The organism is Mycobacterium sp. NGS50 (genome assembly GCF_059812545.1).
The window spans coordinates 12,012-34,977 of sequence record NZ_JCALCW010000038.1; the positions used below are offsets into that span (position 1 = coordinate 12,012).

The window sequence follows — 22,966 nt, forward strand, 5'->3', positions numbered from 1 at the left end:
CCAGGTTGACTCTGCGTCCAGGGCGAGGTTTGTCGAGAAGACGCCGCCCTGGGCGCAGAGTCAGCGTGGTGGTGGCGGCGCTGGCCCTGGTGCTGGCCGGCTGTTCGGCCAGCGACTATGACGTGTCCGTCGACGGCGCCGCGGAGGTGGGCTCCAGCAGCGACGTCAACCCGCAGGATCCCGCCACCTTGCGCGACGGCGGCAGCCTGCGACTGGCCCTCACCGACCTGCCACCCAACTTCAACACGCTGCACATCGACGGCAATCTCGCGGAGACGGCGTCGATGCTCAAGGCCACCATGCCGCGGGCGTTCACCATCGCCGCGGACGGGTCGGCGACCGTCGACACCGACTACTTCACCAACGTCGAGCTCACCGGCACCAATCCGCAGGTGGTCACCTACACCATCAATCCGAAGGCGACCTGGTCCGACGGCACCCCGCTGACCTGGGAGGACATCGCCAGCCAGATCCACGCCACCAGCGGCGCCGATGGCGAGTTCGCCATCGCCAGCCTCAACGGCAGCGACCGGGTGGCGTCGGTGCGGCGCGGTGTCGACGACCGGCAGGCCGTGATCACGTTCGCCAAACCGTACGCCGAATGGCGCGGCATGTTCGCCGGCAACGGCATGCTGCTGCCCAAGAGCATGACCGCAACCCCCGAGGCGTTCAACAAGGGGCAGTTGCAGCGACCCGGGCCGTCGGCCGGACCGTTCATCGTCACCGACGTGGATCGCGGCTCCCAGCGCATCACCTTGGCCCGTAACCCGACGTGGTGGGGCACGCGGCCGAGGCTGGAGAACATCACCTACTTGGTGCTCGACGACAGTGCCCGGCTGCCGGCGCTGCAGAACAAGACGATCGATGCCACCGGGGTGGGCAGCCTCGACCAGCTGACCATCGCACGACGCACCAAAGGCATCGCGATCCGGCGTGCACCCACACCCAGCTGGACGCATTTCACCTTCAACGGGGCGCCCGGCTCGATCCTGGCCGACAAGGCGCTGCGGCTGGCCATCACCCGCGGCATCGATCGCGGGATCATCGCGAAGGTGACCGAACGCGGACTGACCGCGGACCCGGTGCCGTTGAACAACCACATCTACGTCGCCGGCCAGGACGGCTACGCCGACAACAGCATCCCCTACGACCCGGAGCGGGCCAAGCGTGAACTCGACGCGCTGGGATGGAAACTCAACGGCCAGTACCGGGAGAAGAACGGCCGTCAGCTGGTGATCCGCGACGTGCTCTACGACGCGAAAACCACCCGGCAGTTCGGCCAGATCGCGCAGAACAGCCTGGCGCAGATCGGCGTCAAGCTGGAACTCGATGCCAAATCCGGCAGCGGCTTCTTCAGCAACTACATCAACGTCGGTGACTTCGACATCACCCAATTCAGCTGGGTCGGTGACGCTTTCCCGCTGGCCGGCCTCACCCAGATCTATGCCTCGCACGGCGAAGGCAACTTCGGCAAGATCGGCAGTCCCGAGATCGACGCGAAGATCGAGCAGACGCTCGCCGAGCTCGACCCCATCAAGGCGCAGGCGCTGGCCAATGAGGTCGACAAGTTGGTGTGGGCGGAGGGCTTCAGCCTGCCGCTGATCCAAACCCCCGGCAATGTGGCGGTGCGCAGCTCGCTGGCCAATTACGGCGCACCCGGGCTGGCCGACTTGGACTACACCGCAATCGGGTTCATGCGCTGAGCTCGATGCGGTGAGCGCCTTGCACGCCGTCGTAACGGGCCGGTGTGCAGGTCAACACGATCACCTGTCCGTGTGCGCCGACCATGTCGAACACCTGACCCATCTTGGTGAGCCGGTCCGGGTCGGTGAAGCCCAGCGCATCGTCGATCAGCACCGGCACGCTGTCCTCCTTGGCCACCAGCGCCGCACCCGCCAGCCGGGCCAGGATGCCGAGCTGTTCCTTGGCGCCGCCCGACAGCGATTCGTAGGGCACCGTGCGGTCGTCCAGGGTGCGCGTGCAGATGCGCAGATCGCTGTCGACGTCGACCTCGAAGTCGGGCCCGAAGACCGGCTGGCCGAGCCGCTGGATCTCCGCGCGGAACGGTTCGACGTAGCGCAGCCGGGTGGTGTCGCGGTGTCGGGTCATCACCGAACGCAACAGCTGGGCGGCGCGGGCACGACGGCCGACCCGGTCGTGCTCGGCGGCGGCGTGTTCGCGTGAGGACTCGGCGGCATCGAGTTGTCCCTTGCGGCCCTCGGTGCCGAAGACCGCGAGTTCGACCTCCACGGCGTGCAGATCCTTGGCGGCCTGGGTGTGCCGGTCGCGCAACGCTTGTGCGTCCGCCGCCGCGTCGGCGAGTTCGGTGTCAACCGCGTCGGGAGTGGCAGCGGCCAGCCGCTCGGACAGCTCGGCGACCCGCTGCCGGGCGCTGAGCAAGGTCTTCTCGCCGCCGTCCGCGGCCGTCTGCAGGTCGTTGTCGCTGATTGATTCGCGGTGCCCTGCGAGCCGCTGCGCCACGGCGTCGCGTTCGGCGCGCTGGCCGGCAATATTGTCCTGCAGCAGGGTTGCTCGGGTCGCGGTCTCGGTGAGTCGGGTCGCGGCGGCCGAGGCGGCCTTCCGGGCGGTTTCGCACTCCGCGGCCGCCTGGGCGCGCAGCGTCTCGGCGGCGTCGCGTTCGGCGCGGGCGTCCTCGACGCTGATGTCGGTTCCGGCGTCGAACCGCTCGGCTTCCAGCTGGGTGAGGCGGGCACGCAGCTGGTCCAGGTCGTCGTCGCCGCCCAGCGCGGCCAGGGCGGCGGCCAGTTGGTCGCGGCGGCCCTGCAGGTCGCGGCGGCGCTGGTCGGCGTCGCGCGCTGCGGCCACGTCGAGCACTCCCGCCGCTGACAGTACAGCCGACAGCTCCTGTTGAGCTGCGGCATATTTGGCGTGGGCGTCGCGGGTGGTGTCGGCGGGGGTGACCCGCACACGAAGCAGGCCGGGAACATCGACTTCGGTGGCGGCGGTGACGGTGGCCGACCAGCTGCCCCCTGCCGGCAGCGCCGTGCGCTGACCACCGATCACCAGCTCGAGGTCGGCGGCGGCGGTGAACTCCACGGTCGCCGAGATGGCCGTCAGCGACGCCTCGGCCCGGTCGAGTGCGGCCGCCGCGTCTTCGATCTGGCGCAGTATCGCCTCGGTCACCACGATCTGGTGCAGCTCGGTGTCGAGCTGAGTGCACTCGCTTCGGGTGCTGTCGATCGTGGCGAGCCGGGCGGCCAGACGCTGCGCCTCGTCCCGGTGGGCGAGCTGGTCGACAACGCGTCGGGTCTGTGCAACGCGCGCTGTTGCCTCGGTCAGGGTGTTGTCGGCCGCCAGCACGGCGGCGTCGGCGGCCGCGGCGGCATCGCCGGCCGCGGACTGCTCGTCTGCGGCCACGCCCGCCGCTGTCTCCAGTGCGGTAACCGCCGCGGTGCGGGTGTCGAGCTCATCGGCCAGCCGCATCCGCTCGGCGTGCGCGGCCGCCGCGGCGCTGCTGGTGGCCTCGGCTGCTTGAGCGACCAGCTGCGCTTCGCGCAGTTGGTCGCGGTGTTCGGCGATGCGGTCGGCGGCGGCTTGCGCTGCGGTACAACGCGCGTCGGCGCCGTGTTGCTCTTCGGCGAGCTGGCCAAGGTGCGCGGTGAGCTCGGCGTGGCGAGTCACCCGGTCGTCGACCTCGGCGAGAAGCTGCGCGCACCGCGTCGCCTCAGCGTCGGCATCCTTGAGGGCCGAGATTGCGGTGGCCCATTCGCCGGTGGGACGTCCGGTCTTGGTGAAGTAGCGCAGGTACTCGGTGTCGATCCGCTCGATCAGCGCCGGTTCGCTGCCGCTGAGCGTGACGACATCTCCGGCCGCGACGTCGAGTGCGCGCGACAGCGCATCGCACCCCTTCAGATCCGCTTCGTCCGTCGACGCCGACTGCAACACGCGTAGGGCTCGCCACAGCTGCGTGTCCACCGTCTCGGCCAGCATGGCGCGGACACGTTCGTGGGCTTCGTCGCCGGTGAGCTGCTCGCGGCGCGGCGCCAGCACGGTCAGCTGCGTCTCCGCCTTCTTGTGGAAGCGCTTGTGGTAGACGAACCGGTATGGGCCGGTGCTGATTTCGGCGGTGACCTCCGAGCCGACGTCGGCGTGGGTCGGTTTGACGTCCTTGACGTCCTTGCGGTTGGACCGGTCCTTGGATTCCAGCAGCAGGTCTAGCGCCTCGATCATCGAGGATTTGCCGATCTCGTTGGCGCCGGACACCACCACCACGCCGGTGTCGGGAAAGTCGATCTCGCGGTGGGCGATTCCGCGGTAGTTGGCCAGGACCAGCCGATGCAGTTTCACGCCGCACCCCTGTTGGTGAGCCGCAACAGCAAGGCCAGCGCGGCCTGGGCGTCGTGGGCGGTGTCGTCGTCGCCGGCGCGCGCGGCCGCGACCAGCTCATCGACGGCGTCCGCGGCGAACCCGCCGATCCCGAGGTCGTCGAACTCGCCGTCTGCCGGCAGCACTGCCAGGTCGGTGTGGCGCTCCCAGGTGTCCAGGCCGGCGAACAGCCGCGCGTACTTGTTCAGGCATTCATCGAGTGCGGCGCGGTCGGTGACGCTGAGCGTGCCGGTCAAGGCCAGCCGCAGCACGGTGCGGTCCTTGTCGCTCAGCTGGTCCAGGTTGACGTCGAGGTCGGTGACATCGCGGCTGGTGTCGAGCTGGTAGCGCAGCGTGAGGAATCGCCAGCGACCGACGTCACGGGTATCCACGCTCACCGCGCCGCTCGCGTCGTCGACGTCGACGATCAGGACGTGGCCGGGGTCGGATTCGATGTCGTCGAAGTTGGTGACTTCCGGAGAACCGGAATACCAGATCCTCCCCGTCTCCCCCACCTCGGTGCGGGAATGCTTGTCGCCCAACGCGACATAGTGAACCGCGCCGCGCTCCAACGCATCCTCCAGCCCGGCGAGCCGGATCAGCGCCGGGTTGCCCGGGTCCGGGTCGAGGACGTCGACGCCGCCGTGTGCGACCAGGATCCGCACGGTGCCGTCAGCCGGCAGGTCTTGCAGCGCATCGGCGGCCAGGTCGGTGGTTGGCCGCTTGGACCGCCACGGCGCGGCAACGATCTGTAGACCGGGCCGCACCGGGTGCACTGCGGTGGTGGTGAGCACCTTGACGTTGTCCGGGCATTCGGCGGTGAACAGCGCGCTGGTGTACACCGACGACGCGTCCAGCGGGTCGTGGTTGCCGGGCAGCAGGTAGACCGGGACCCCGATGGTGCGCATCGCCTCCAAGGACTGGCTGATGACCTGCGGGGTGAGCTGGTTGTGCTCGAAGACGTCGCCGGAGACCACGACGAACTCGGCGCCGGTCTGCGCGGCCAGCGCTCCCAGCTCGGCCACCGCGTCGCGACGGGCCGCCGAATACCGTGGTTGGGCGTCGCCGGCCAGGAAGTGGCGCGTCATGCCGAGCTGCCAGTCGGCGGTGTGCACAAACCGCATCGTCACTCCCCTGGTTCTGGTGCCCGTCTTGGACCGGGCATCGCGAGTGTAGGACCGGCATCCGACAACTCCTCGGACCTCGATCGGCAGGTCCGGAAAGGGGGGGATCGCCGCTAGGCACTCGAGTATCAGGGGCCCCACCAGTCACGTTCGCCCCGGTGAGGAAGAGCTGCGGCGGTGTCGGAATTTGATATCGCGGGCGCTATCAGGGGGCGCGACGTCGCCGCCGGGGCGGTGTCCCCGTCGGGCGCCGCGAACCAACCGCAGCCGTTGCGCCACGACTTCAAAAACTCACGTTGAGCAAAACATTGGGGCGACCGTCGCGGGCACCCACAACCCCGACCAGCGGACCGGCGCCGCAGGTACTTTCCACCCGCAGCCCCGCGTTGCTGGCCAGCGTCCGGCATCCACGGCAAATGACCTCCGCCAGCTGTCGCGCATCCACAGGCAAGGTGCACTACCTTCCCGCAGAAGAAGCTGGACGTGAAAATGGAGGCGCGATGGCCGATGCGCCACTCTGCGAACCGGACAATGCAACCTTGAGGACGTGATGACGTATCACTGGACGGTCATCGGAGCCGGCCCCGCCGGGATTGCCGCGGTCGGCAGGCTGCTCGATGAGGGGGTACGCGCACCGTCCATCGCCTGGATCGACCCGTCTTTCGAGGCGGGTGATCTGGGCCAGAAATGGCGTGCGGTGTGGAGCAACACCCAGGTCTGCCTGTTCCGCAGCTTTCTGAACAGCTCGGCGGCCTTCCGCTACGCCGCAGCGCCGCGGTTCGCGTTGGACGAATTCGACCCGGACGAGACGTGCCCCCTGGCGCTGATCGCTGATCCGCTGGTGTGGATCACCCAGCATCTGCGTGCCCGCGTCAACGCCTTTCAGACGACGGCGACCGCACTGCGCCTGGAAAACGGGAAATGGCTGATCGAAACCGAGCGGATGCAACTGGCTTCCGAGAAGGTGGTGCTGGCGATCGGCGCAACCCCCAAGAGACTGTCGTTCCCCCATCTCGACGAGATTCCGATCGACGTCGCACTCGACCCCGCAAAGCTTGCACAGCAACGGTTGAAGGGGTCGACGGTCGCGGTGTTCGGCTCGTCTCATTCCTCGATGATCGCGCTGCCCAACCTGTTGGCCTGCCCCGTCGAGCGCGTGATCAACTTCTATCGCAGCCCGTTGACTTACGCTGTCTACCTGAAAGATTGGATTCTGTTCGACGACACCGGCCTCAAGGGGCGTGCCGCGCTGTGGGCTCGGGAGAATATCGACGGCCCCCATCCGGATCGACTCGAGCGATGCTGGGTCGACGGTCCGGATTTCGACGCAAGGCTCGCGGAGTGCGATCGCGTGGTCTACACCGTCGGGTTCGAACGACGGACACTGCCCGAGGTCAAACCCTGGGGCCAGCTGGAATACAACCCCACCAACGGCATCATCGCGCCCGGCCTCTTCGGGCTGGGCATCGCCTTTCCCGAATACCGGCCCGACCCGCTGGGCTACGGCCAGTACCGGGTCGGGTTACAGAAGTTCATGGATTACCTGAACGCGGTGTTGCCGTTGTGGATGTGTTACGGCAGCTCGTCGTAGTCGAGCACTGCTCTACCGTGGACGGGTGAGCCAATCCCCCCGCACCCTGGTGCTGCTGCGCCACGCGAAGTCGACCTATCCGGCCGGTGTCGCCGATCACGACCGGCCGTTGGCGCCACGCGGCATCCGGGAGGCTGCGCTGGCCGGCGACTGGCTGCGCACCAACCTCCCGACCATCGACCAGGTGCTGTGTTCGACGGCCACCCGCACCCGACAGACCCTCGTGCGCACCGGCATCCACGCCCCGGTGCGCTACGCCGACCAGCTCTATGACGCCGCACCGGGCACCGTCCTCGGCGAGATCAACGGTGTCGGCGACGAGGTTCACACCTTGCTGGTGATCGGCCATGAGCCGACGATGTCGCAGTTGGCCCTCGGGCTGGCCGGCGAGGGTACCGACCCCGTCAGCGCTGCGAATATTTCCGCCAAGTTCCCGACGTCGGCACTCGCGGTATTGCAGGTGTCGCGCCGGTGGAAGCATGTCGAACTCGGCACGGCGGCGCTGGTCGGGTTTCACGTGCCGCGCTAACGCGGACGACCCCGGCATCCTGGGTCTACCATCATCAGCACACCAGCCGCGGGTAGCCGACGGTCCAGGACGTTAAGGACGGTGCCCTGTGACATCCATCCATTTCATCTCGGGCATGCCACGCTCAGGGTCAACTCTCCTGGCTGCGTTGCTGAAGCAGAACCCTCGTTTCGAAGCTGGGATGTCCGGCCCACTAGCCGGTCTGTTCGGCGCCCTGCTGGAGCAGATGAGTGCGCGCAACGAGTTTTCTGTGTTCATCGACGATGCGAAACGTCAACGCATCCTGCATGGGTTGTTCGACAACTACTATGCGGATTCCCATGCCGAGGTGATTTTCGATACCAGCCGCGCATGGTGCGCCTGGATGCCGGCGATCGCCCGGCTGTTCCCCGAGGCGAAAGTGATTGCCTGCGTGCGCGAGATGCCATGGGTGATCGACAGCATCGAACGCATCATCCAGCGAAACGTCTTTACCCCGTCATCGATCTTCAACTACCAGCCGGGCGGCACGGTCTATACCCGCGCCAACGGGGTAGCCGCGCAGGATGGCATGGTCGGCGCTCCCTATGATGCGCTCAAACAAGCCTGCTACGGCGCACAACGAGACCGCCTGATGCTGGTCCAGTATGAGACCTTGACCACCGACCCCGCCAAGACAATGGACGCGGTCTACAAGTTTCTGGGCGAGGACGCCTTCAATCACGATTTTGACCATGTCGACTACGACGTCACCGAGTTCGACGAACGCGCGGGCACCCCAGGGCTGCACACCGTAGCCAGCACGGTCAGGGCCGAGCCGCGCGAAACGGTACTGCCGCCAGATCTGTTCAACAGATTCGTCCACGATGCATTCTGGCGTGACCCGGGCCGAATTCCCGATGGGTTACACATCGTCTGATACCGCTGCTGCGGGTGTTCCTCGTGTCGAAGTCCATGCCGTTGGTATGCTGAATTGCGTTGCACAATAACCTATGTCGCAATAGCAAGGCGCCATACCAGAATCTGTCGGTGGCCGAACAGGTGGCAGCGTCGCGATTCTTACGCCAAGCCTTGAATCCTCAGCGGGGTGTTGATCCGACGGCAGCTATCGGTCAGACTCGCTATCTGTTCACGCGGCAGTTGATCCAGATAGTGGACGCGGACGCCTTCTGCATAGGTCTCGAGGACGGCATGCAACCGCGCGTGGCCTTCACCGGTGATGCGTGGCAGCATTCCGCGCGGGTCACGCCGGTACGGGCTGCGGGTGACCAAGCCTTGCTCCTCCAGGCGGCGCAGTTGTAATCCCAAGCGACTTGGCGTCACCCGCAGTGTTGCGGCCATCTCCGCGATACGGCGCCCTCGGCGTTCTGGCTTACTGAGCAGTTCGAGCACCATCACATCGCGCAGGGAGAGATTGTGCTTGTCCATCAGGCGCACGTTCAGCACGCCCGCAAGATTGAACGAACAGGCGAGGAACTGTTGCCAGCTTCGCTGTTCCACGCTGTCGAGGCCCGGCAGCCGGGGCATTGGATGGTCCGTCTGGTCCACGGCGAGCGAGGATACCGAACGACGCCGTGCCAACGTTGCTGAAATGGATACAAATTCCGCATTCCTTGGCCAATGCACCCAGCGAGAATCGGCGTCGACAACCACCGGTCTCGCGCGATCGCAATGGTCACAGGGATATTCGCGAGCCCATCAGGAAAGATTCGTTTTGAACCAGATATTTCAACCGGAAACTACCCGTGGGTAGCTGACCCCGGGCTCAGGTCAGAGGCTCGCGAACAGGTCGGAGAGCCAACCGCCGTCGGCCAGGTCGAGCGCCGCGGTGCTCACACCGCCATCGTCCGCCACAATCGGGTCGAGCCCGAACAGCGGCGGCGTCTGGACCGCGTTCTTGCCGTCCCAGTTGTCGCCGAGCAACACCCCGACGACCTGCGACCACTGCTCCTGCGCGGCAATCGGGCCGATCGCATGGCTATCCAGGGTGAGGGTGCCCAGGACGGGGACACCGGTCAGGGTCAGGCCCAGGCTGTTGAAGATCGACCCGCCGACCGGGGCCACCTCGGTGCCGTCGGCGAAGGTGTAGGTGCCTTGATCCCCGGCACCCGACCCGATGCCCGGGCTCAGCAGCCCACCGAAGGCGAAGTCCAGCGCGGTCAGCGACATCCCTTCAGGCAGCAGGCCCGCGTCGTTGATCGCCGGCAGCAGCGAATCGAGGTTGAGGTCGGCGCCGTTGAGCATTCCATCGACCATGTTCGATGACGTGCTCACCGCGCGCGCGGCCGCGCTGGGCCTGGTCGTCGCGGCGCTCCCGCAATAAAGCGCGTGCCTTGCCCGTCAGAAGTTGCGGGACAGCGTCAGTTCCATCAGTTTGATGGCCTGCCCGCAGGCGTCGATACCGGGTGCCTGCGGGTTCACCCACCAGCCGACCGTGCCGGCGGCATCGCTGGCCACCCCGCACGACCCGTTGGGGTCGCCCGGCCGCATCACGATCGAGTCGACACCCTGAATCTGGCGGGTCTCGATCTGATACTTCAGACCCTCGGCGACCTTGCGTTCGTTGTTCAGGCTGCCCTGCTCGAACCAGAACCGGGTGATGTCGATCAGCCCGGCCGGGTTGGCCGCCTGCCAGCGGCAGATCGCGCCGACGAAGGTGCTCTGGATGTCCAGCGGGTCGGCACCGACGGTCTTTGCCAGGATGTCGGTGGTCAATACCTCGCACTCTTTGAGCAGGTTGGGATACATCTGCTCGGAGGTGTTGTTGCGGTCGCCGGCTCCGGCTTTGACGGGCTTGCCGTTGACCGCCCTCGAACAGCCGGTCATCACCAGTAACGCACTCAGCACCGCCAGCACCATCGCGCCCGCGCGCACCACCGGGCGGCTCACTTGGAGTTCACAATCGATTGCCGGGTCAATTCCTTGGCCACCTCGCACGCGTCGGGGAATGGCTTCTGCGCGAAGCTGATCGACCACTCGATGAAGTCGTCGTCGAACTGAATGCCGACCTCGCACAGGCTGTCACCCAGGCTGCGTTCCTGACCGATGGCGATGAAACCGCCGTGGCCCTCGATGTTGACGTCCTCGACGCTGGCGCGCGAGAGCTCCTCGGTCTTGCGTTCCCGCCCGATCGGGCTACCGCGGTACCAGGAGAAGGAGAAGTGTGGGCCGGATATGCCACCACCGGCCAGCCACTGGCAGCCCACCGAATTCTGCGCGGTGTTGACCAATCCGGTCACCTTGGTCAGCTCGGTGATGGTCTGGTCGCTGACACCGCCGCACTGCGGGAAGAAGGGGCCGTGCTTGCCTTCAGCGTTGGGCGCGAACGTCGTCGGTACCGCGGGTCCATTGTTCGAGTCGCCCGAATCCGAACATCCGGCGACCAGCGCGGCCACTGCCGCGGTCATCAAGGCCAGCGGCATCATCTTGAACCGCACCGCTACGCGCACCCACTGCTCGTCACACGATGCACTGTAGCGTCCACCCGCAGCGTCAACCACGACGTGCCGCTGACCAGTCGGTTTGTGTCGGCGCGGCGTTTGGCAGCGAGCGTGCGGATTCATACGCGACACGCCGCGGCAGGCGGATGAAACCGCACAGCCGCGGTGGGCTCACGGAACGTCAACGCGCCTCGGCCAGCGCCTGCCGCCCAGCCCGAAACGGCCAGTCCACCGCCTTGGCGGCCAGCCTCCGCAGGGCGCCCATGCTTGCGGCTTTGACTGTGCGGTTTCATACGCCGAGCGCGGCGTGTCGCGGATAAAACCGCACGGTCGGCCGTCAAGGCGCGGTATGCGACAGTTACCTGATGCTGCTGCCCCTGCTGCGGAGCTATCTGCGGCCGTATCGCCGGCTGGTCGCGGCGGTGATGACCTTGCAGCTGATCAGCACCCTGGCGTCGCTGTACCTGCCGACCGTCAACGCGGCGATCATCGATGACGGCGTCACCAAGGGCAACACCACCCTGATCGTGCATCTGGGCGCGCTGATGCTGGCCGTCACCGGCCTGCAGGTGCTGTGCAGCATCGGGGCGGTCTACTTCGGCTCCCGCACCGGGATGGGCTTCGGCCGCGACCTGCGGGCGGCGATCTTCTCCCACGTCATCGCCTTCTCCGAGCACGAGACCGCCCGCTTCGGTCCCGCGACACTGCTGACCCGCACCACCAACGACGTCCGCCAGCTCCAGTTCCTGGTGCAGATGACCTGCACGGTGTTGGTGACCGCGCCGATCATGAGCCTCGGCGGCATCGCCATGGCCATCCACCAGGACGCCGGGCTGTCCTGGCTGCTGCTGGTCAGCGTGCCGGTGTTGGCGGCGACCAACGCCGGGATCGTCTCCCGGCTGCTGCCGCTGTTCCGCCGCATGCAGCGGCTGCTGGACAACATCAACGGGGTGATGCGCGACCAGCTGTCCGGGGTGCGGGTGGTGCGCGCATTCGCCCGCGAGCCGTTCGAGAAGGACCGCTTCAACACCGCCAACCTGGCCTTGTCGAACACCGCGCTGGCCGCCGGCAACTGGCAGGCGGTGCTGATGCCGGTCACCACGCTGACCATCAACTTCTCGTCGGTGGCGCTGATCTGGTTCGGCGGGTTGCGCATCGACGCCGGTCAGATGCAGGTCGGTTCGCTGATCGCGTTCCTGGCCTACTTCATGCAGATCCTGATGTCGGTGATGATGGCGACGATGCTGCTGGTGATGCTGCCGCGGGCGACGGTCTGCGCCGAGCGGATCACCGAGGTGCTGTCCACCACCGCGGCGATCACCAGCCCGGCCCAGCCGGCCGATCCCCCGCCCGCCGGCGTGGTGGAGCTGGACAACACCACCTTCCAGTACCCGGGCGCCGACCGCGCTGTGCTGCAGGACGTGTCGCTGACCGCGCGGCCGGGCAGCACCACCGCCATCGTCGGCAGCACCGGCTCGGGCAAGTCCACGCTGCTGTCGCTGATCGCCCGGCTCTACGACGTGACCTCCGGCGCCCTGCGGGTCGACGGGGTCGACGTGCGCGACTTCGACCTCGATCGGCTGTGGTCGCGCATCGGCCTGGTCCCCCAGCGCGGCTACCTGTTCTCTGGCACCGTCGCCGACAACCTGCGCTACGGCGCCGCCGACGCCACCGACGAGCAGATGTGGGCGGCGCTGCGGGTGGCGGCCGCCGACGACTTCGTCGCCGCCCACCCCGACGGGCTCCAAATGCGGGTCGCCCAGGGTGGGGTCAACTTCTCCGGCGGGCAACGCCAGCGGCTGGCGATCGCCCGCGCCGTCATCCGCCGCCCAGCGATCTACCTGTTGGATGACGCCTTCTCGGCGCTGGACGTGCACACCGAGGCCGCGGTGCGCGCGTCGCTGCAGTCGGTGTCCGCTGAGGCGACGGTGATCGTTGCCGCCCAACGGGTGTCGACGGCCGCCCAGGCGGATCGGGTGCTGGTACTGGAGGACGGGGTGGTGGTCGGCTCGGGCACCCACGGGGAGCTGCTGGCGACCTGCCCGACCTATGCTCAGTTCGCCGAGTCGCAGTCGGTGGGGGCGCGCTGATGGCCATGCGACTCGACCGTCCGGTGCGCGGCGTCGTGCAGGCCCCCACCGAACGCACCCGCGACTTCCGCGGGTCGGTGGTGCGGCTGCTGAGGAGGTTGGCGCCCAACCGCGCGTTGGCGCTGGGCGTGATCTCGCTGGGGATCAGCGGGACCGTGATCGGGGTGGTCGTTCCGCGGATCCTGGGTCACGCCACCGATCTGCTGTTCAACGGCGTCATCGGCCGCCAGCTGCCGGCCGGGATGACCAAGGCGCAGGCGGTGGCCGCCGCCCGGGAACGCGGCGACGGCGCGTTCGCCGACCTGCTGTCCGGGATGGACGTGGTGCCCGGCCGGGGCGTGGACTTCACCGCGGTGGCACGCACCCTGGCCGTGGCGTTGGGGCTGTATCTGCTTGCCGCGCTGCTGGTGTGGTTGCAGGCCCGGCTACTCAACCGCACCGTGCAGCGCACGCTGCGCGCCCTGCGCGCCGACGTGGAGGACAAGATCCACCGGCTGCCGCTGTCCTACTTCGACGGCCGGCAACGTGGCGAGCTGCTCAGCCGGGTCACCAACGACATCGACAATATGCAGACGTCGATCTCGATGACCATCACCCAGCTGGTCAGCTCGTTGTTCACGGTGCTGACCGTGCTGGTGATGATGCTGACCATCTCCCCGATGTTGACCGCGATCGCGGTGGTGACGGTGCCGCTGTCGCTGCTGGCCACCCGGGCGATCACCCGGCGCTCGCAGCGGTTGTTCGTCGCTCAGTGGGCCAACACCGGGCGGCTCAACGCCCACATCGAGGAGACCTACAGCGGTTTCACGCTGGTCAAGGCGTTCGGGCATCGGGCCAGCGCCACCGAACGTTTCGCCGCGCTGAACGACGACGTGTACGACGCCAGCTTCGGCGCGCAGTTCTTCTCCGGGCTGGTGTCACCGGCGACGATGTTCATCGGCAACCTCAGCTACGTCGCGGTCGCGGTGCTGGGCGGGCTGCAGGTGGCCAGCGGGCAGATCACCATCGGCGGCATTCAGGCCTTCATTTCCTATGTGCGCCAGTTCAATATGCCGCTGACCCAGGTGGCGGCGATGTACAACACGCTGCAATCGGGGGTGGCCAGCGCTGAGCGGGTGTTCGAGTTGCTGGACGAAGACGAGGAGCCCGCCGACGCCGCCGCCGGGTTTGTCGCCACTGGATCCGGGCCGCACGGGCGGGTGGAATTCCGGGACGTCAGCTTCGCTTACCGGCCGGGCGCCCCGGTGATCGAAAACCTGTCGCTGGTGGCCGAACCGGGCCACACCGTCGCCATCGTCGGCCCGACCGGAGCCGGCAAGACCACCCTGGTGAACCTCATCATGCGGTTCTACGACGTGGACTCCGGGTCGATCCTGCTCGACGGGGTCGATGTCACCGCGGTGAGCCGGCACGCGCTGCGCTCGCGCATCGGGATGGTGCTGCAGGACACCTGGCTGTTCGACGGGACGATCTACGAGAACATCGCCTACGGACGGCCCGACGCGACCGAGGCCGAGGTGCTCGACGCCGCCCGTGCCGCCTACGTCGACCGGTTTGTGCACACGCTGCCCAACGGGTATCAGACCCGGGTCAGCGACGACGCCGCCAGCCTCAGCGCCGGCGAGAAGCAGCTGATCACGATCGCGCGGGCGTTTCTGGCCCGCCCGCAGCTGCTGATCCTGGACGAGGCGACCAGCTCGGTGGACACCCGAACCGAGTTGCTGATCCAGCAGGCGATGTGCGAGCTGCGGCGTGACCGCACGAGTTTCATCATCGCGCACCGCCTTTCGACGATCCGCGACGCCGACCACATCCTGGTGATGCAGGCCGGGCGGATTGTGGAGCAGGGCAACCACGCCGAGTTGATGGCCCGCGGCGGCGCCTACTGGGCGATGGCCTCGCGTTGACGCCTTCTGCGTTGGCTCTGCGCTCACGGCGCGGTCCGCTCGCAGTTTTGCGCCGTTGACGCAGAGTCAACGCTTGAGGGGTTAGAGGGTGGGCCCCTGGGCGCGAAGGTCGTCGACTTCGGTCATCGCCTCGCGCAGTTTGGCCAGCCAGTCCTGGGTGTGCTCGCCGACCAACTTCACCGACCAGGCCAGCGCATCCGAGCGCGACCGGGCCACCCCGGCGTCGACCAGGGTGTCGAGCACCTGGCGTTCCGGCTGCTTGAGCCGGGTCATGACGGGGACCGCGATGTGGGTGAACAGGATGCGTTCGCCCGCGACCTCCACTCCCCACGACACGGTGCGGCCGTAGCGGTCTTGAGCTTCATCGGCGATGGCCATCCGTTCCGAGCGGGTGTCCTCGCGGAACCGGGACGCCCGCCCGGCGGCGTGTGCCTCGCTTTCCTCGCTGCCGGATGGCGGCAGTGAACCGACGACCGTGATCTCCTCCCGGTCGACGACCACCACCGGGTCGCCGTCGAACCAGGTGTCGGGTAGGCGACCCGCGAACCACTCCGCGGCGTCGCCGGCATCGGGCTGGTGCGCTTGCTGCCAGCCGCCCGGGCGGCCACGCCGCCCGCTGTGCAGGTGAGATTTCATAATTACATGATTACACCGTTACAACTCCACCGCCAGGGGTGTTCACCGGCAGCGGAACCCGCAGCTCGCGGCCTTACCGCCGCACCTGCAGCACCGAGTCCAGCGGGCGCCGCGGGGTGGGCGGCGGCACCGCATCCAGCGCGGGCGCCACGCCCACCCGGATCAGCACCTGCGGCAGGTCGCTGTGGCCGGTCAGGGCGGCCAGGATCTCGCGGCTGGCCGGCAGCTCGGTGAGATGGGTGACCGGGCAGGTGGCGAATCCCGCCAGAGCGCATTCCAGCAGCACCGTGGACAGCACCTCGCCACACGCCAACGCATCGCTGCGCGAGTCCTCCTCGGTGGACAGCATCAGGATCTTGGCGTGGTCGGTGCCGACCTCCGGGCGTCGGTCGCTGTGGGCGGTGACCGGGAAGATCCGGGCGATTTCGACCCGGTCACTCTCGGCGGCCGAGACCAGCGAACTGCGCGGGATGCCGTCCCACACCTCGAACGGCGCTGTCCACCAATCGAGCTCGGCGTGATACGCCCAGTCGTAGAGCCGCAAGGACTCGGTGATCGTCGCCGCCTCGGCGAGTTTGGGGCGCATGTCCTCGTCCAACACCTGCAGTCGCACCACGTCGTCGTCAAATCGGTTGCGCAGCAACGCCTCGAACGTCTCCCAGTTGAGCGGCGCCAGGAACGGCAGGCGGTCGCTGCGCCGCGCCAGGATCGCGTCGGCCAGCAGGCGGTGCCCATCGGTGACGTAGCTCGTGGGAGTGAATCGCAGCCGCGCCAGATGATCCAGGTTGTTCGGGTTCGGGAACCGGTCGATGGTGGTCTGCCATCCGGCGGCGGCCATCGCCACCTGCATGTGGTCGAGCACTGCGCCGCAACTGATCACCGCCTCACGCCCGGACTGGTCGCTGTGTACTGCGCGGGTCCGATCCAGGTACAAGTCCAGCCAATCGCCGTCGGCGACCCACCTCCACGGCTGGCTGTTGTGCAGCGACGGAGCCCGGCACGCCAACCGAACCGCATCGGCGATGACCGCGGTGTCCATCATCATGTCCAACATGACCCACCTCCCACATGTGCTGTTACCTCTATGGTGCCCACATGGTTTCGGGTGCGACAGGGCCGTTGGTCCCTTAGTCGTCGACGCCGTCGCCGCGGCGGACGCGGAACAGTTTCACCTCGTCCTTGATGCCCTTGAGGTGTCGGGCGCCCGCGAACGACCAGCTGAATCCGCCACTCTCAGCAAGGTTTTCCCGCGCCGATTCCGCCACCAGGACCGCTCCCGGCCGCGCCACCCCGGTCACCCGACTGGCCAGGTTCACCGGGCTGCCGAACCAGTCTCCGGCGCGACTGACCGCCGGCCCGAACGCCACCCCGGCCCGTAATCGGGGAAAGTTCGCGTCGGAGTCGGTGGACTCGACCAGCTTGAGTACGGCGTCCAATAGCGGCGCCGGCTCGGTGCAGACGAACATCACCGCGTCGCCGATGGTCTTGATGAACCGCACCGGCGGGATCGCCACATCGCGGGCGCGGTCGGCGAGCCGGTTGGCCAGCTGCTCCAATTCCTCGGGCGGCACCACCTCGCCGAGCTTGGTGAACCCGACCAGGTCGGCGAATGCCACCGTCACCTCGCGGGCACCGGGCAGCGCCGATCCGGCCGCGCGTTCACTGGCGGTGACCGCCTCGGTTTCCATCTGATGCCGCAGGTGCATGAACAGCATGTCGGTGATCCACGGCCCCAACAGCGGTGCGACGTGGCTGATCAGCGCTTGCGACGCCTTCGCGATCTCCAACTCGGTGGCGCCGGGTTGCAGGATGGTCGCCAGCGCGGTGAAGCGCATCACCTCCGCGGCGTGCGAAAGGCCTTCGGCCAGAATACGAACCACCTGCACCAGGTGTTCGGGGTCCATGCCGATCTCAAGGAACTTCTGGGCGTGCGCGGCCGCCGCACCGTCGGCGCGTAGGTGCACGCGCGCGTCGGGGTTGTCGACCCGGGCCAGCCCGACGGCACGCTGGATCCGCTGCAACAAGTCCAGGTCGACGCCGTAGCTGTCGCTGATCTCACGCGCGGTGACATAGCTGCCGTCGTCGCCGATCAGGCGCCGCGACGCCAACAGCACCGGCATGTCGGCGCCGCGAATCTGCTCGACGGTGATGCCCTGCTCCAGCAGCCAGGCGATCAGCTCGGCGCGTTCCTGCCGGGCGCTTCCCTCGAGTCCGTCGAGCAGGTCTTCGATATCAGGGTCGGCCACGTGGTCAAGGTATACCGTGCACCTGCATGATGGGAGGCCATGTCCACACCGATGCTGCACGGCTTGCCGCCCGTGATCGACGACGGGGCCCGCCTGCTGATCCTGGGGTCCTTTCCGAGCGTCCAATCCCTTGACGTGGGCCGCTACTACGCGAATCCGCAGAACGGGTTCTGGCGGATCACCGGTCCGCTGTTCGGCTTCGATGTCGCTGCCGCCTACGAATCGCGATTGGCGGCGCTGCAATCGGCCGGCGTCGCGCTGTGGGACGTGCTGCACTCCTGCCGGCGCGTCGGCAGCTCCGATGCCAAGATCGACCTGAAATCCGCGGTGGTCAACGACTTTGCGGCGCTGTTCGCCCGCTATCCAGGGATCGACCGGGTGTACCTCAACGGCAGTAAGGCCGCGCAGCTGTTTCGCCGCCTACTCGATGTCCCGGCGCCGATCCAGTGTCACCAGCTACCGTCCAGCAGTTCGGCGCGCGCGATGGCGGTGGCCGACAAGCTGGCGGCTTGGCGGGTGATCACGCTAGGCATCTAGAAGGGCGGCGGATCATCGTCGTCGGTGTTCGGCGGTGGCAGGTTGAAGTAGCTTGGGGTGGCGGCGCGGCGGGTGTGGCGTTGGTCGCGGTTGGCTCGACGTTCTGCGGCGACGCGGTGCGCTCGGTCGGTTGCCCGGGTGCGGCGGCGTTTGGGCATCATCGCGGTCCGCTCGCCGCAGTACTGTGCCGGCACGTCGGCTTCTGCGGCGGGCATGCCGCCGGTGGCCCAGCACAGGCTGGGGAACAGCAGCGCGCTGCCCGGCGTGGTGACGTAGGTTTGGCCCGACGGAGAGGTCAAGATCACGGTGCCGTCGGGCAGCTGCTGGTCGTGCCAGCCCCAGAAGGTCTTCACCAGATGGTGTGTGCGGCAATAGCATTTCAGGTTCGACGCGTGCGTTTTGCCGCCATTGGCGAAGGGGATCGTATGGTCCAAATCGCAGTTGACGGCGGGCTGGTCGCACCCGGGCCAGCGGCAGGTCAGGTCCCGGCAGCGGACAAAGTCGGCCAGCATCTTCGACGGTACGTATCCCGGCTCGGGCGGGGCGTCGCCGGGATGGACCAGCGGCACCAACGTCGCTGATCGGGCCAGTTCGGCCAGTGTCTGCGGCGAGATGAGCCCGTCAGCGCCGATCTCTGATCCGGGCGCCTGGCCGGTGCCCTCGAGCGTGGCGCGCTCGGCGAGCACGTGGATCAGTACCGGTGAGGCGGCCGGCCGCTGCCGGGCGGCGCAGTCGGGCCGCCTGCAGCGACAGCCCAGCCGATCCGCCGCGGCCGCCAGCGCCCCCAGCGCGTCGGCGCGGCGTTGTGCGCGGCTGCGGGGATCGTGTTCGCAGACCGTGGCCGCCAGCGCATCGAGGCGCTTGTCCAGCGCATGCGCGTCGGGGGTGAGCAGGCTGCCGCTGATGGCACTGGTGCCGTCGACCAGGTCGTCGATGTGGATCTCCCGGTCATGTTGTTGCGTGTTGCGCCGCCGTACCGCGTCCGCGTCGGCTTTACCCACGATCTTGTCGATCTGCGCGCCAAGCCGCCCCCGCGTCATCGACGGCCACCGGGTCACGTTGACCGCCAGCCGCGCATCGACGGCGGCCAGCACGTCGCGGTCGGTGATCAGGTCGGTGCGAAACACGATGGTGGCGAACATCGTAAAGTCAATGTCGCCGGTCTTGAATACCTTGGCCACCTCGGGCAACCGCTCCCGCATGGCCCGGGCATACCGCAGCTTGCTGGCGGCCAGGCCCTGACTGATCCGCAACGCCGCACCGACTTCGGCGCTGACCGCGGCCTCGGTGTCGATCGCCCACTGCTCGGTGTCCGAACACCGCGACAACCGGTAGGCGAAGAGTTCACCGATCGCGCCCAGTTGCTGGGCGGCTGCACGGTTCTCGGCACGCGACAACGCGCAGATCTGGTCCACCAGCGCACCCGACACCGGTGTCGTCGACGGGTACTTACGCTGAAAGAGCTCGTCGAACCGCGCGATCACCTCCGGTGACGACACCCGCTCCGACCGCTCGAACATACGTTCGATTGTAGTACAGTGCCCCGACACATGCTGCCCAAACTTGTTGTCAGGGTCGCAAGTTGTGGATAACGCGGCTAGCCCATGGTCCGATCACGACGAACGAAGATCCCGACCGACGAGAAAACTCGGCTAGCACCAGTCCCTTGCGGCCAGTGCTCCAGGGATGCGGCACAAGGATGCAGGACATGCCTGGTGGATGCCTACGCTGCTGGTTTTGGGCTCGCCTTGCCCGCCGGCATTCCGGAGTGGACCTGTCGACGCCGACTGGCCCACCTCGTCGCGCCGGTGGTCGCCCTCAGTTCTTGACGACGTCTCCGGTTCCGGCGTCGATGCGCACCCGTTGTTCGGCGTTGCCGGAGTCGACGACGTCGGCCTCCCAGACGACGATGCCGTCCGCGCTGTCCAGTTTCAGCTCGGTGATGCGGCCGGGGGTCGCCTGCGTCACCTTGTCGACGGCCGCCCGGTAGTCGAGTTTGGCGGCCTCGACCCGCTCACGGTGCTCGGTCTTGCTGCGCGAGGTGTCAAACGTCTCCCTGGGGCCGGCGGTGACCGTGGCGCCGTCCGCGGACACCTTGACCTCGTGCTCGCTGCCGTCGGAGGTCACGACGTGGACTTCCCACTGGGTGTCGGAATCTTCGGTCTCGATGGAGTACACCGTGCTGTCGGCCACCGCACCCCGGGCTGTTTCGCCGGCCTGAAGCAGGTGCTGGTTGTCGGCGCTGGAGGCGGCCGGCTCGGTGGTGTCCTCCGACGAGCTGGTGCTGGTGGCTGTCGTGCTGGACGACGACGTCTTGGCGGAGACGGATGCCTTGGAGGACGACGGACCGGCCGGGGAATGCCCGCCGCTGCCGCATGCCGCCACGGCGGCCATGACCGCTGCCGCTCCCAGAACACGAATGAACACGTTGCTGACCTGCATGCCGATCAGGTTAGCCAATCCGCGAGGGTGCAGGATTCACAATCATGGGTATGGCCGTCACCTCCTTCGACCGATTGACCGAGGACCAGCTCCGGGCCCGCCGGACCACCAAATGGAGCCGTTTCGCTGCGCCGGTGCTGCCGCTGTGGATCGCCGAGATGGACTTCCCCACCGCGCCGGCGGTCCTGGCCGGGGTGCGGGACTGCGTGGACAACGAGGAGTTCGGCTATCCGCCGATGGGCGAAGACCTGCTGCCGCGCGCGACTGCGGACTGGTGCCGGGACCGCTACGGCTGGCCGGCGCGCCCGGAATGGGTCCGGGTGGTGCCCGACGTCCTCAAGGGCCTCGAGGTCGCGATCACCTTCCTGACCCGCCCGGAAAGCCCGGTGGTGCTGCCGGTGCCCGCCTACATGCCGTTCTTCGACCTCCTGCAGATCACCGGGCGCCAGCGGGTGGAGATCCCCACGCCACGACAGGAATCGGGTCGCTATGTGCTGGATTTGGCGGCGCTGGACGCGGCGTTCGCCGGCGGGGCCGGATCGCTGATCCTGTGCAACCCGAACAATCCGCTGGGCACCGCCTACACCGCCGAGGAGTTGCGGGCGATCGTCGACATCGCCGAGCGCCACGGGGCGCGCGTCATCGCCGACGAGATCCACGCACCGCTGGTGTATGACGGCCGCCATGTCGCGGCCGCCTCGGTGTCGGACACCGCCGCGCACACCGTCATCACCCTGCTGTCGGCCTCCAAAGGCTGGAATCTGCCCGGCCTGATGTGCGCACAGCTGCTGCTGACCAGCGCCGAGGACCGGGCCGCATGGGACCGGATCAACATGCTGCACAAGATGGGCGCCTCCACGGTGGGCATCCGCGCCAACATCGCCGCGTATCGACACGGCGCCGGCTGGCTGGACGAGCTGCTGGTGTACCTGCGGGCCAACCGGGACCATCTGGCACAGGCCTTGCCGGCGTCGGTGCCCGGCGTGGCGGTCAATACGCCGGAGGCCACCTACATGTCCTGGGTGGATTTTCGTGCGCTGGGGCTGGCCGGCGAGCCGGCGGACTTTCTGCTGGCCAAGGCTCAGGTGGCGCTGAGCCCGGGTATCCCGTTCGGCGCCGACACCGGCCGGGGCTTCGCCCGCTTCAATTTCGCCACCACCCGCGCGATTCTGGACCGGGCGATCGAGTCGATCGCCGCCGCGCTGGGCTGAGTGGCTACCGTGGCGGCATGTCCTGCGTGTTCTGCGCCATCGTCGCCGGGGAGGCGCCGGCCATCCGCGTCCATGAGGACGACGACTATGTGGCGTTCCTCGACATCCGCCCGTTCACCCGCGGACACACCCTGGTGGTGCCCAAGCGGCACAGCACCGATCTGACCGACACCGCGCCCGAGACGCTGGCCGGCATGGCCACCCTCGGACAGCGGATCGCGCGGGCGGCGCGCAGCACCGAGCTGGCCGACGCCACCAATATCGCGATCAACGACGGCCGGGCCGCCTTCCAGACGGTGTTCCACATCCACCTGCACGTGCTGCCGCGACGCGGCGGCGACAAACTGTCGCTGGCCAAGGGGATGCTGCTGCGCCGCGACCCCGACCGGGAGGGCACCGGTGTGATCCTGCGCGACGCGCTGGCACGGTTGGACACCGCTGCGCCAGACTGAACGCATGGATATTTCCCGCTGGATCGAACAACAGGTCGGGGTGCGACTGCTGCGCCTGCACGACACGCTGTACCAGAGCAGCAATGGACGGATCGGGCACCGGTTTCCGGGGGTACCACCGAGTCTGCTGCTGCACACCGTCGGCGCCAAAACCGGCCAGGCCCGCACCAACTCGTTGACCTATGCGCGCGACGGGGACAACTACCTGATCGTGGCATCGATGGCGGGCGCCCCGCGCTCACCGGGCTGGTATCACAACCTCAAAGCCAATCCCGAGGTGGAAATCAATGTCGGGCCAAAACGATTCGCTGTGACGGCACGCCCGGTGCTGCCCGACGACGGCGACTATGCCCGGCTGTGGGAGATCACCAACAAGAACAATGCGAATCGCTACGAGGCTTATCAGCGCCGGACGTCGCGGCCGATACCGGTGGTGGTGCTGACGCCGCGATAGGC

General features: G+C 67.7%; 20 protein-coding genes and 1 pseudogene. 10 read left to right on the forward strand and 11 right to left on the reverse strand.

Going from position 1 to position 22,966, the window contains the following annotated elements; genetic code table 11:
- Positions 1–4: 4 nt before the first annotated feature.
- Positions 5–1,703 (forward strand): annotated as a pseudogene (locus AC5Y36_RS21860) (ABC transporter family substrate-binding protein); the annotation flags it as partial.
- On the opposite strand, the gene AC5Y36_RS21865 reads toward AC5Y36_RS21860, so the two are convergent.
- Together AC5Y36_RS21865 and AC5Y36_RS21870 are read right to left on the reverse strand one after the other, a co-directional pair.
- Complete coding sequence (locus AC5Y36_RS21865; RefSeq protein ID WP_500043058.1) at positions 1,693–4,308, reverse strand: AAA family ATPase; 2,616 nt, start codon at positions 4,306–4,308, stop codon at positions 1,693–1,695. The pseudogene AC5Y36_RS21860 and the gene AC5Y36_RS21865 sit on opposite strands and share 11 nt — an antisense overlap.
- Positions 4,305–5,450 (reverse strand): metallophosphoesterase family protein, encoded by a 1,146-nt coding sequence (locus AC5Y36_RS21870; protein ID WP_500043059.1) that lies wholly within the window; start codon positions 5,448–5,450, stop codon positions 4,305–4,307. The genes AC5Y36_RS21865 and AC5Y36_RS21870 overlap by 4 nt, the downstream gene beginning before the upstream one ends.
- 550 nt (positions 5,451–6,000) lie before the next feature.
- Between AC5Y36_RS21870 and AC5Y36_RS21875 the strand changes: the two genes are divergently transcribed.
- The 3 genes from AC5Y36_RS21875 to AC5Y36_RS21885 all read left to right on the forward strand — a co-directional run bounded on the left by AC5Y36_RS21875 (position 6,001) and on the right by AC5Y36_RS21885 (position 8,468).
- Complete coding sequence (locus AC5Y36_RS21875; RefSeq protein WP_500043085.1) at positions 6,001–7,041, forward strand: FAD/NAD(P)-binding protein; 1,041 nt, start codon at positions 6,001–6,003, stop codon at positions 7,039–7,041.
- 25 nt (positions 7,042–7,066) lie between these two features.
- Entirely contained in the window at positions 7,067–7,570 is a 504-nt protein-coding gene (locus AC5Y36_RS21880) for a SixA phosphatase family protein (RefSeq protein WP_500043060.1), read from the forward strand.
- A gap of 88 nt (positions 7,571–7,658) precedes the next feature.
- A complete protein-coding gene (locus tag AC5Y36_RS21885; RefSeq protein WP_500043061.1) occupies positions 7,659–8,468 on the forward strand; it encodes a sulfotransferase family protein in 810 nt (269 codons plus the stop codon).
- A gap of 140 nt (positions 8,469–8,608) precedes the next feature.
- On the opposite strand, the gene AC5Y36_RS21890 is transcribed toward AC5Y36_RS21885, so the two are convergent.
- The 4 genes from AC5Y36_RS21890 to AC5Y36_RS21905 form a co-directional block, all read right to left on the reverse strand.
- The gene (locus AC5Y36_RS21890; protein WP_500043062.1) at positions 8,609–9,097 is read right to left on the reverse strand and encodes a MarR family winged helix-turn-helix transcriptional regulator; all 489 of its coding nucleotides are present in this window, start codon (positions 9,095–9,097) and stop codon (positions 8,609–8,611) included.
- A gap of 222 nt (positions 9,098–9,319) precedes the next feature.
- Entirely contained in the window at positions 9,320–9,823 is a 504-nt protein-coding gene (gjpA, locus tag AC5Y36_RS21895; RefSeq protein WP_500043063.1) for an outer membrane porin GjpA, read from the reverse strand.
- A 66-nt stretch (positions 9,824–9,889) separates the two neighbouring features.
- Entirely contained in the window at positions 9,890–10,408 is a 519-nt protein-coding gene (locus tag AC5Y36_RS21900) for a DUF3558 domain-containing protein (protein ID WP_500043086.1), read from the reverse strand.
- A gap of 26 nt (positions 10,409–10,434) precedes the next feature.
- Positions 10,435–10,974, reverse strand: coding sequence for a DUF3558 domain-containing protein (locus tag AC5Y36_RS21905; protein ID WP_500043087.1), 540 nt, complete (start codon positions 10,972–10,974; stop codon positions 10,435–10,437).
- A gap of 380 nt (positions 10,975–11,354) precedes the next feature.
- On the opposite strand from AC5Y36_RS21905, the gene AC5Y36_RS21910 reads away from it, so the two are divergent.
- Positions 11,355–13,079 (forward strand): ABC transporter ATP-binding protein, encoded by a 1,725-nt coding sequence (locus tag AC5Y36_RS21910; RefSeq protein WP_500043064.1) that lies wholly within the window; start codon positions 11,355–11,357, stop codon positions 13,077–13,079.
- Entirely contained in the window at positions 13,079–14,986 is a 1,908-nt protein-coding gene (locus AC5Y36_RS21915) for an ABC transporter ATP-binding protein (RefSeq protein ID WP_500043065.1), read from the forward strand. The genes AC5Y36_RS21910 and AC5Y36_RS21915 overlap by 1 nt, the downstream gene beginning before the upstream one ends.
- Positions 14,987–15,067: 81 nt before the next feature.
- On the opposite strand, the gene abmR is transcribed toward AC5Y36_RS21915, so the two are convergent.
- From abmR to AC5Y36_RS21930, 3 genes are all read right to left on the reverse strand, one after another.
- Complete coding sequence (gene abmR / locus AC5Y36_RS21920; RefSeq protein WP_500043066.1) at positions 15,068–15,622, reverse strand: ATP-binding transcription factor AbmR; 555 nt, start codon at positions 15,620–15,622, stop codon at positions 15,068–15,070.
- Between the two features lie 73 nt (positions 15,623–15,695).
- Entirely contained in the window at positions 15,696–16,676 is a 981-nt protein-coding gene (locus AC5Y36_RS21925) for an Acg family FMN-binding oxidoreductase (RefSeq protein WP_500043067.1), read from the reverse strand.
- A gap of 73 nt (positions 16,677–16,749) precedes the next feature.
- The gene (locus AC5Y36_RS21930) at positions 16,750–17,868 is read right to left on the reverse strand and encodes an adenylate/guanylate cyclase domain-containing protein (protein WP_500043068.1); all 1,119 of its coding nucleotides are present in this window, start codon (positions 17,866–17,868) and stop codon (positions 16,750–16,752) included.
- A 39-nt stretch (positions 17,869–17,907) separates the two neighbouring features.
- On the opposite strand from AC5Y36_RS21930, the gene AC5Y36_RS21935 reads away from it, so the two are divergent.
- Complete coding sequence (locus tag AC5Y36_RS21935; protein WP_500043069.1) at positions 17,908–18,405, forward strand: DNA-deoxyinosine glycosylase; 498 nt, start codon at positions 17,908–17,910, stop codon at positions 18,403–18,405.
- On the opposite strand, the gene AC5Y36_RS21940 is transcribed toward AC5Y36_RS21935, so the two are convergent.
- Positions 18,402–19,925 carry an HNH endonuclease signature motif containing protein gene (locus AC5Y36_RS21940; RefSeq protein WP_500043070.1) on the reverse strand — a complete coding sequence of 508 codons (1,524 nt, stop codon included), beginning with the start codon at positions 19,923–19,925 and terminating at the stop codon, positions 18,402–18,404. The two genes, AC5Y36_RS21935 and AC5Y36_RS21940, sit on opposite strands and share 4 nt — an antisense overlap.
- 298 nt (positions 19,926–20,223) lie before the next feature.
- Complete coding sequence (locus AC5Y36_RS21945; RefSeq protein ID WP_500043071.1) at positions 20,224–20,865, reverse strand: PepSY domain-containing protein; 642 nt, start codon at positions 20,863–20,865, stop codon at positions 20,224–20,226.
- Positions 20,866–20,897: 32 nt separating this feature from the next.
- On the opposite strand from AC5Y36_RS21945, the gene AC5Y36_RS21950 reads away from it, so the two are divergent.
- From AC5Y36_RS21950 to AC5Y36_RS21960, 3 genes are read left to right on the forward strand one after another with little or no spacing between them, the layout of a single operon-like run.
- Positions 20,898–22,058, forward strand: coding sequence for a MalY/PatB family protein (locus AC5Y36_RS21950; protein ID WP_500043072.1), 1,161 nt, complete (start codon positions 20,898–20,900; stop codon positions 22,056–22,058).
- Between the two features lie 17 nt (positions 22,059–22,075).
- The gene (locus AC5Y36_RS21955; RefSeq protein WP_500043073.1) at positions 22,076–22,510 is read left to right on the forward strand and encodes an HIT family protein; all 435 of its coding nucleotides are present in this window, start codon (positions 22,076–22,078) and stop codon (positions 22,508–22,510) included.
- Between the two features lie 4 nt (positions 22,511–22,514).
- A complete protein-coding gene (locus AC5Y36_RS21960) occupies positions 22,515–22,964 on the forward strand; it encodes a nitroreductase family deazaflavin-dependent oxidoreductase (RefSeq protein WP_500043074.1) in 450 nt (149 codons plus the stop codon).
- The last annotated feature ends 2 nt before the right edge of the window (positions 22,965–22,966 follow it).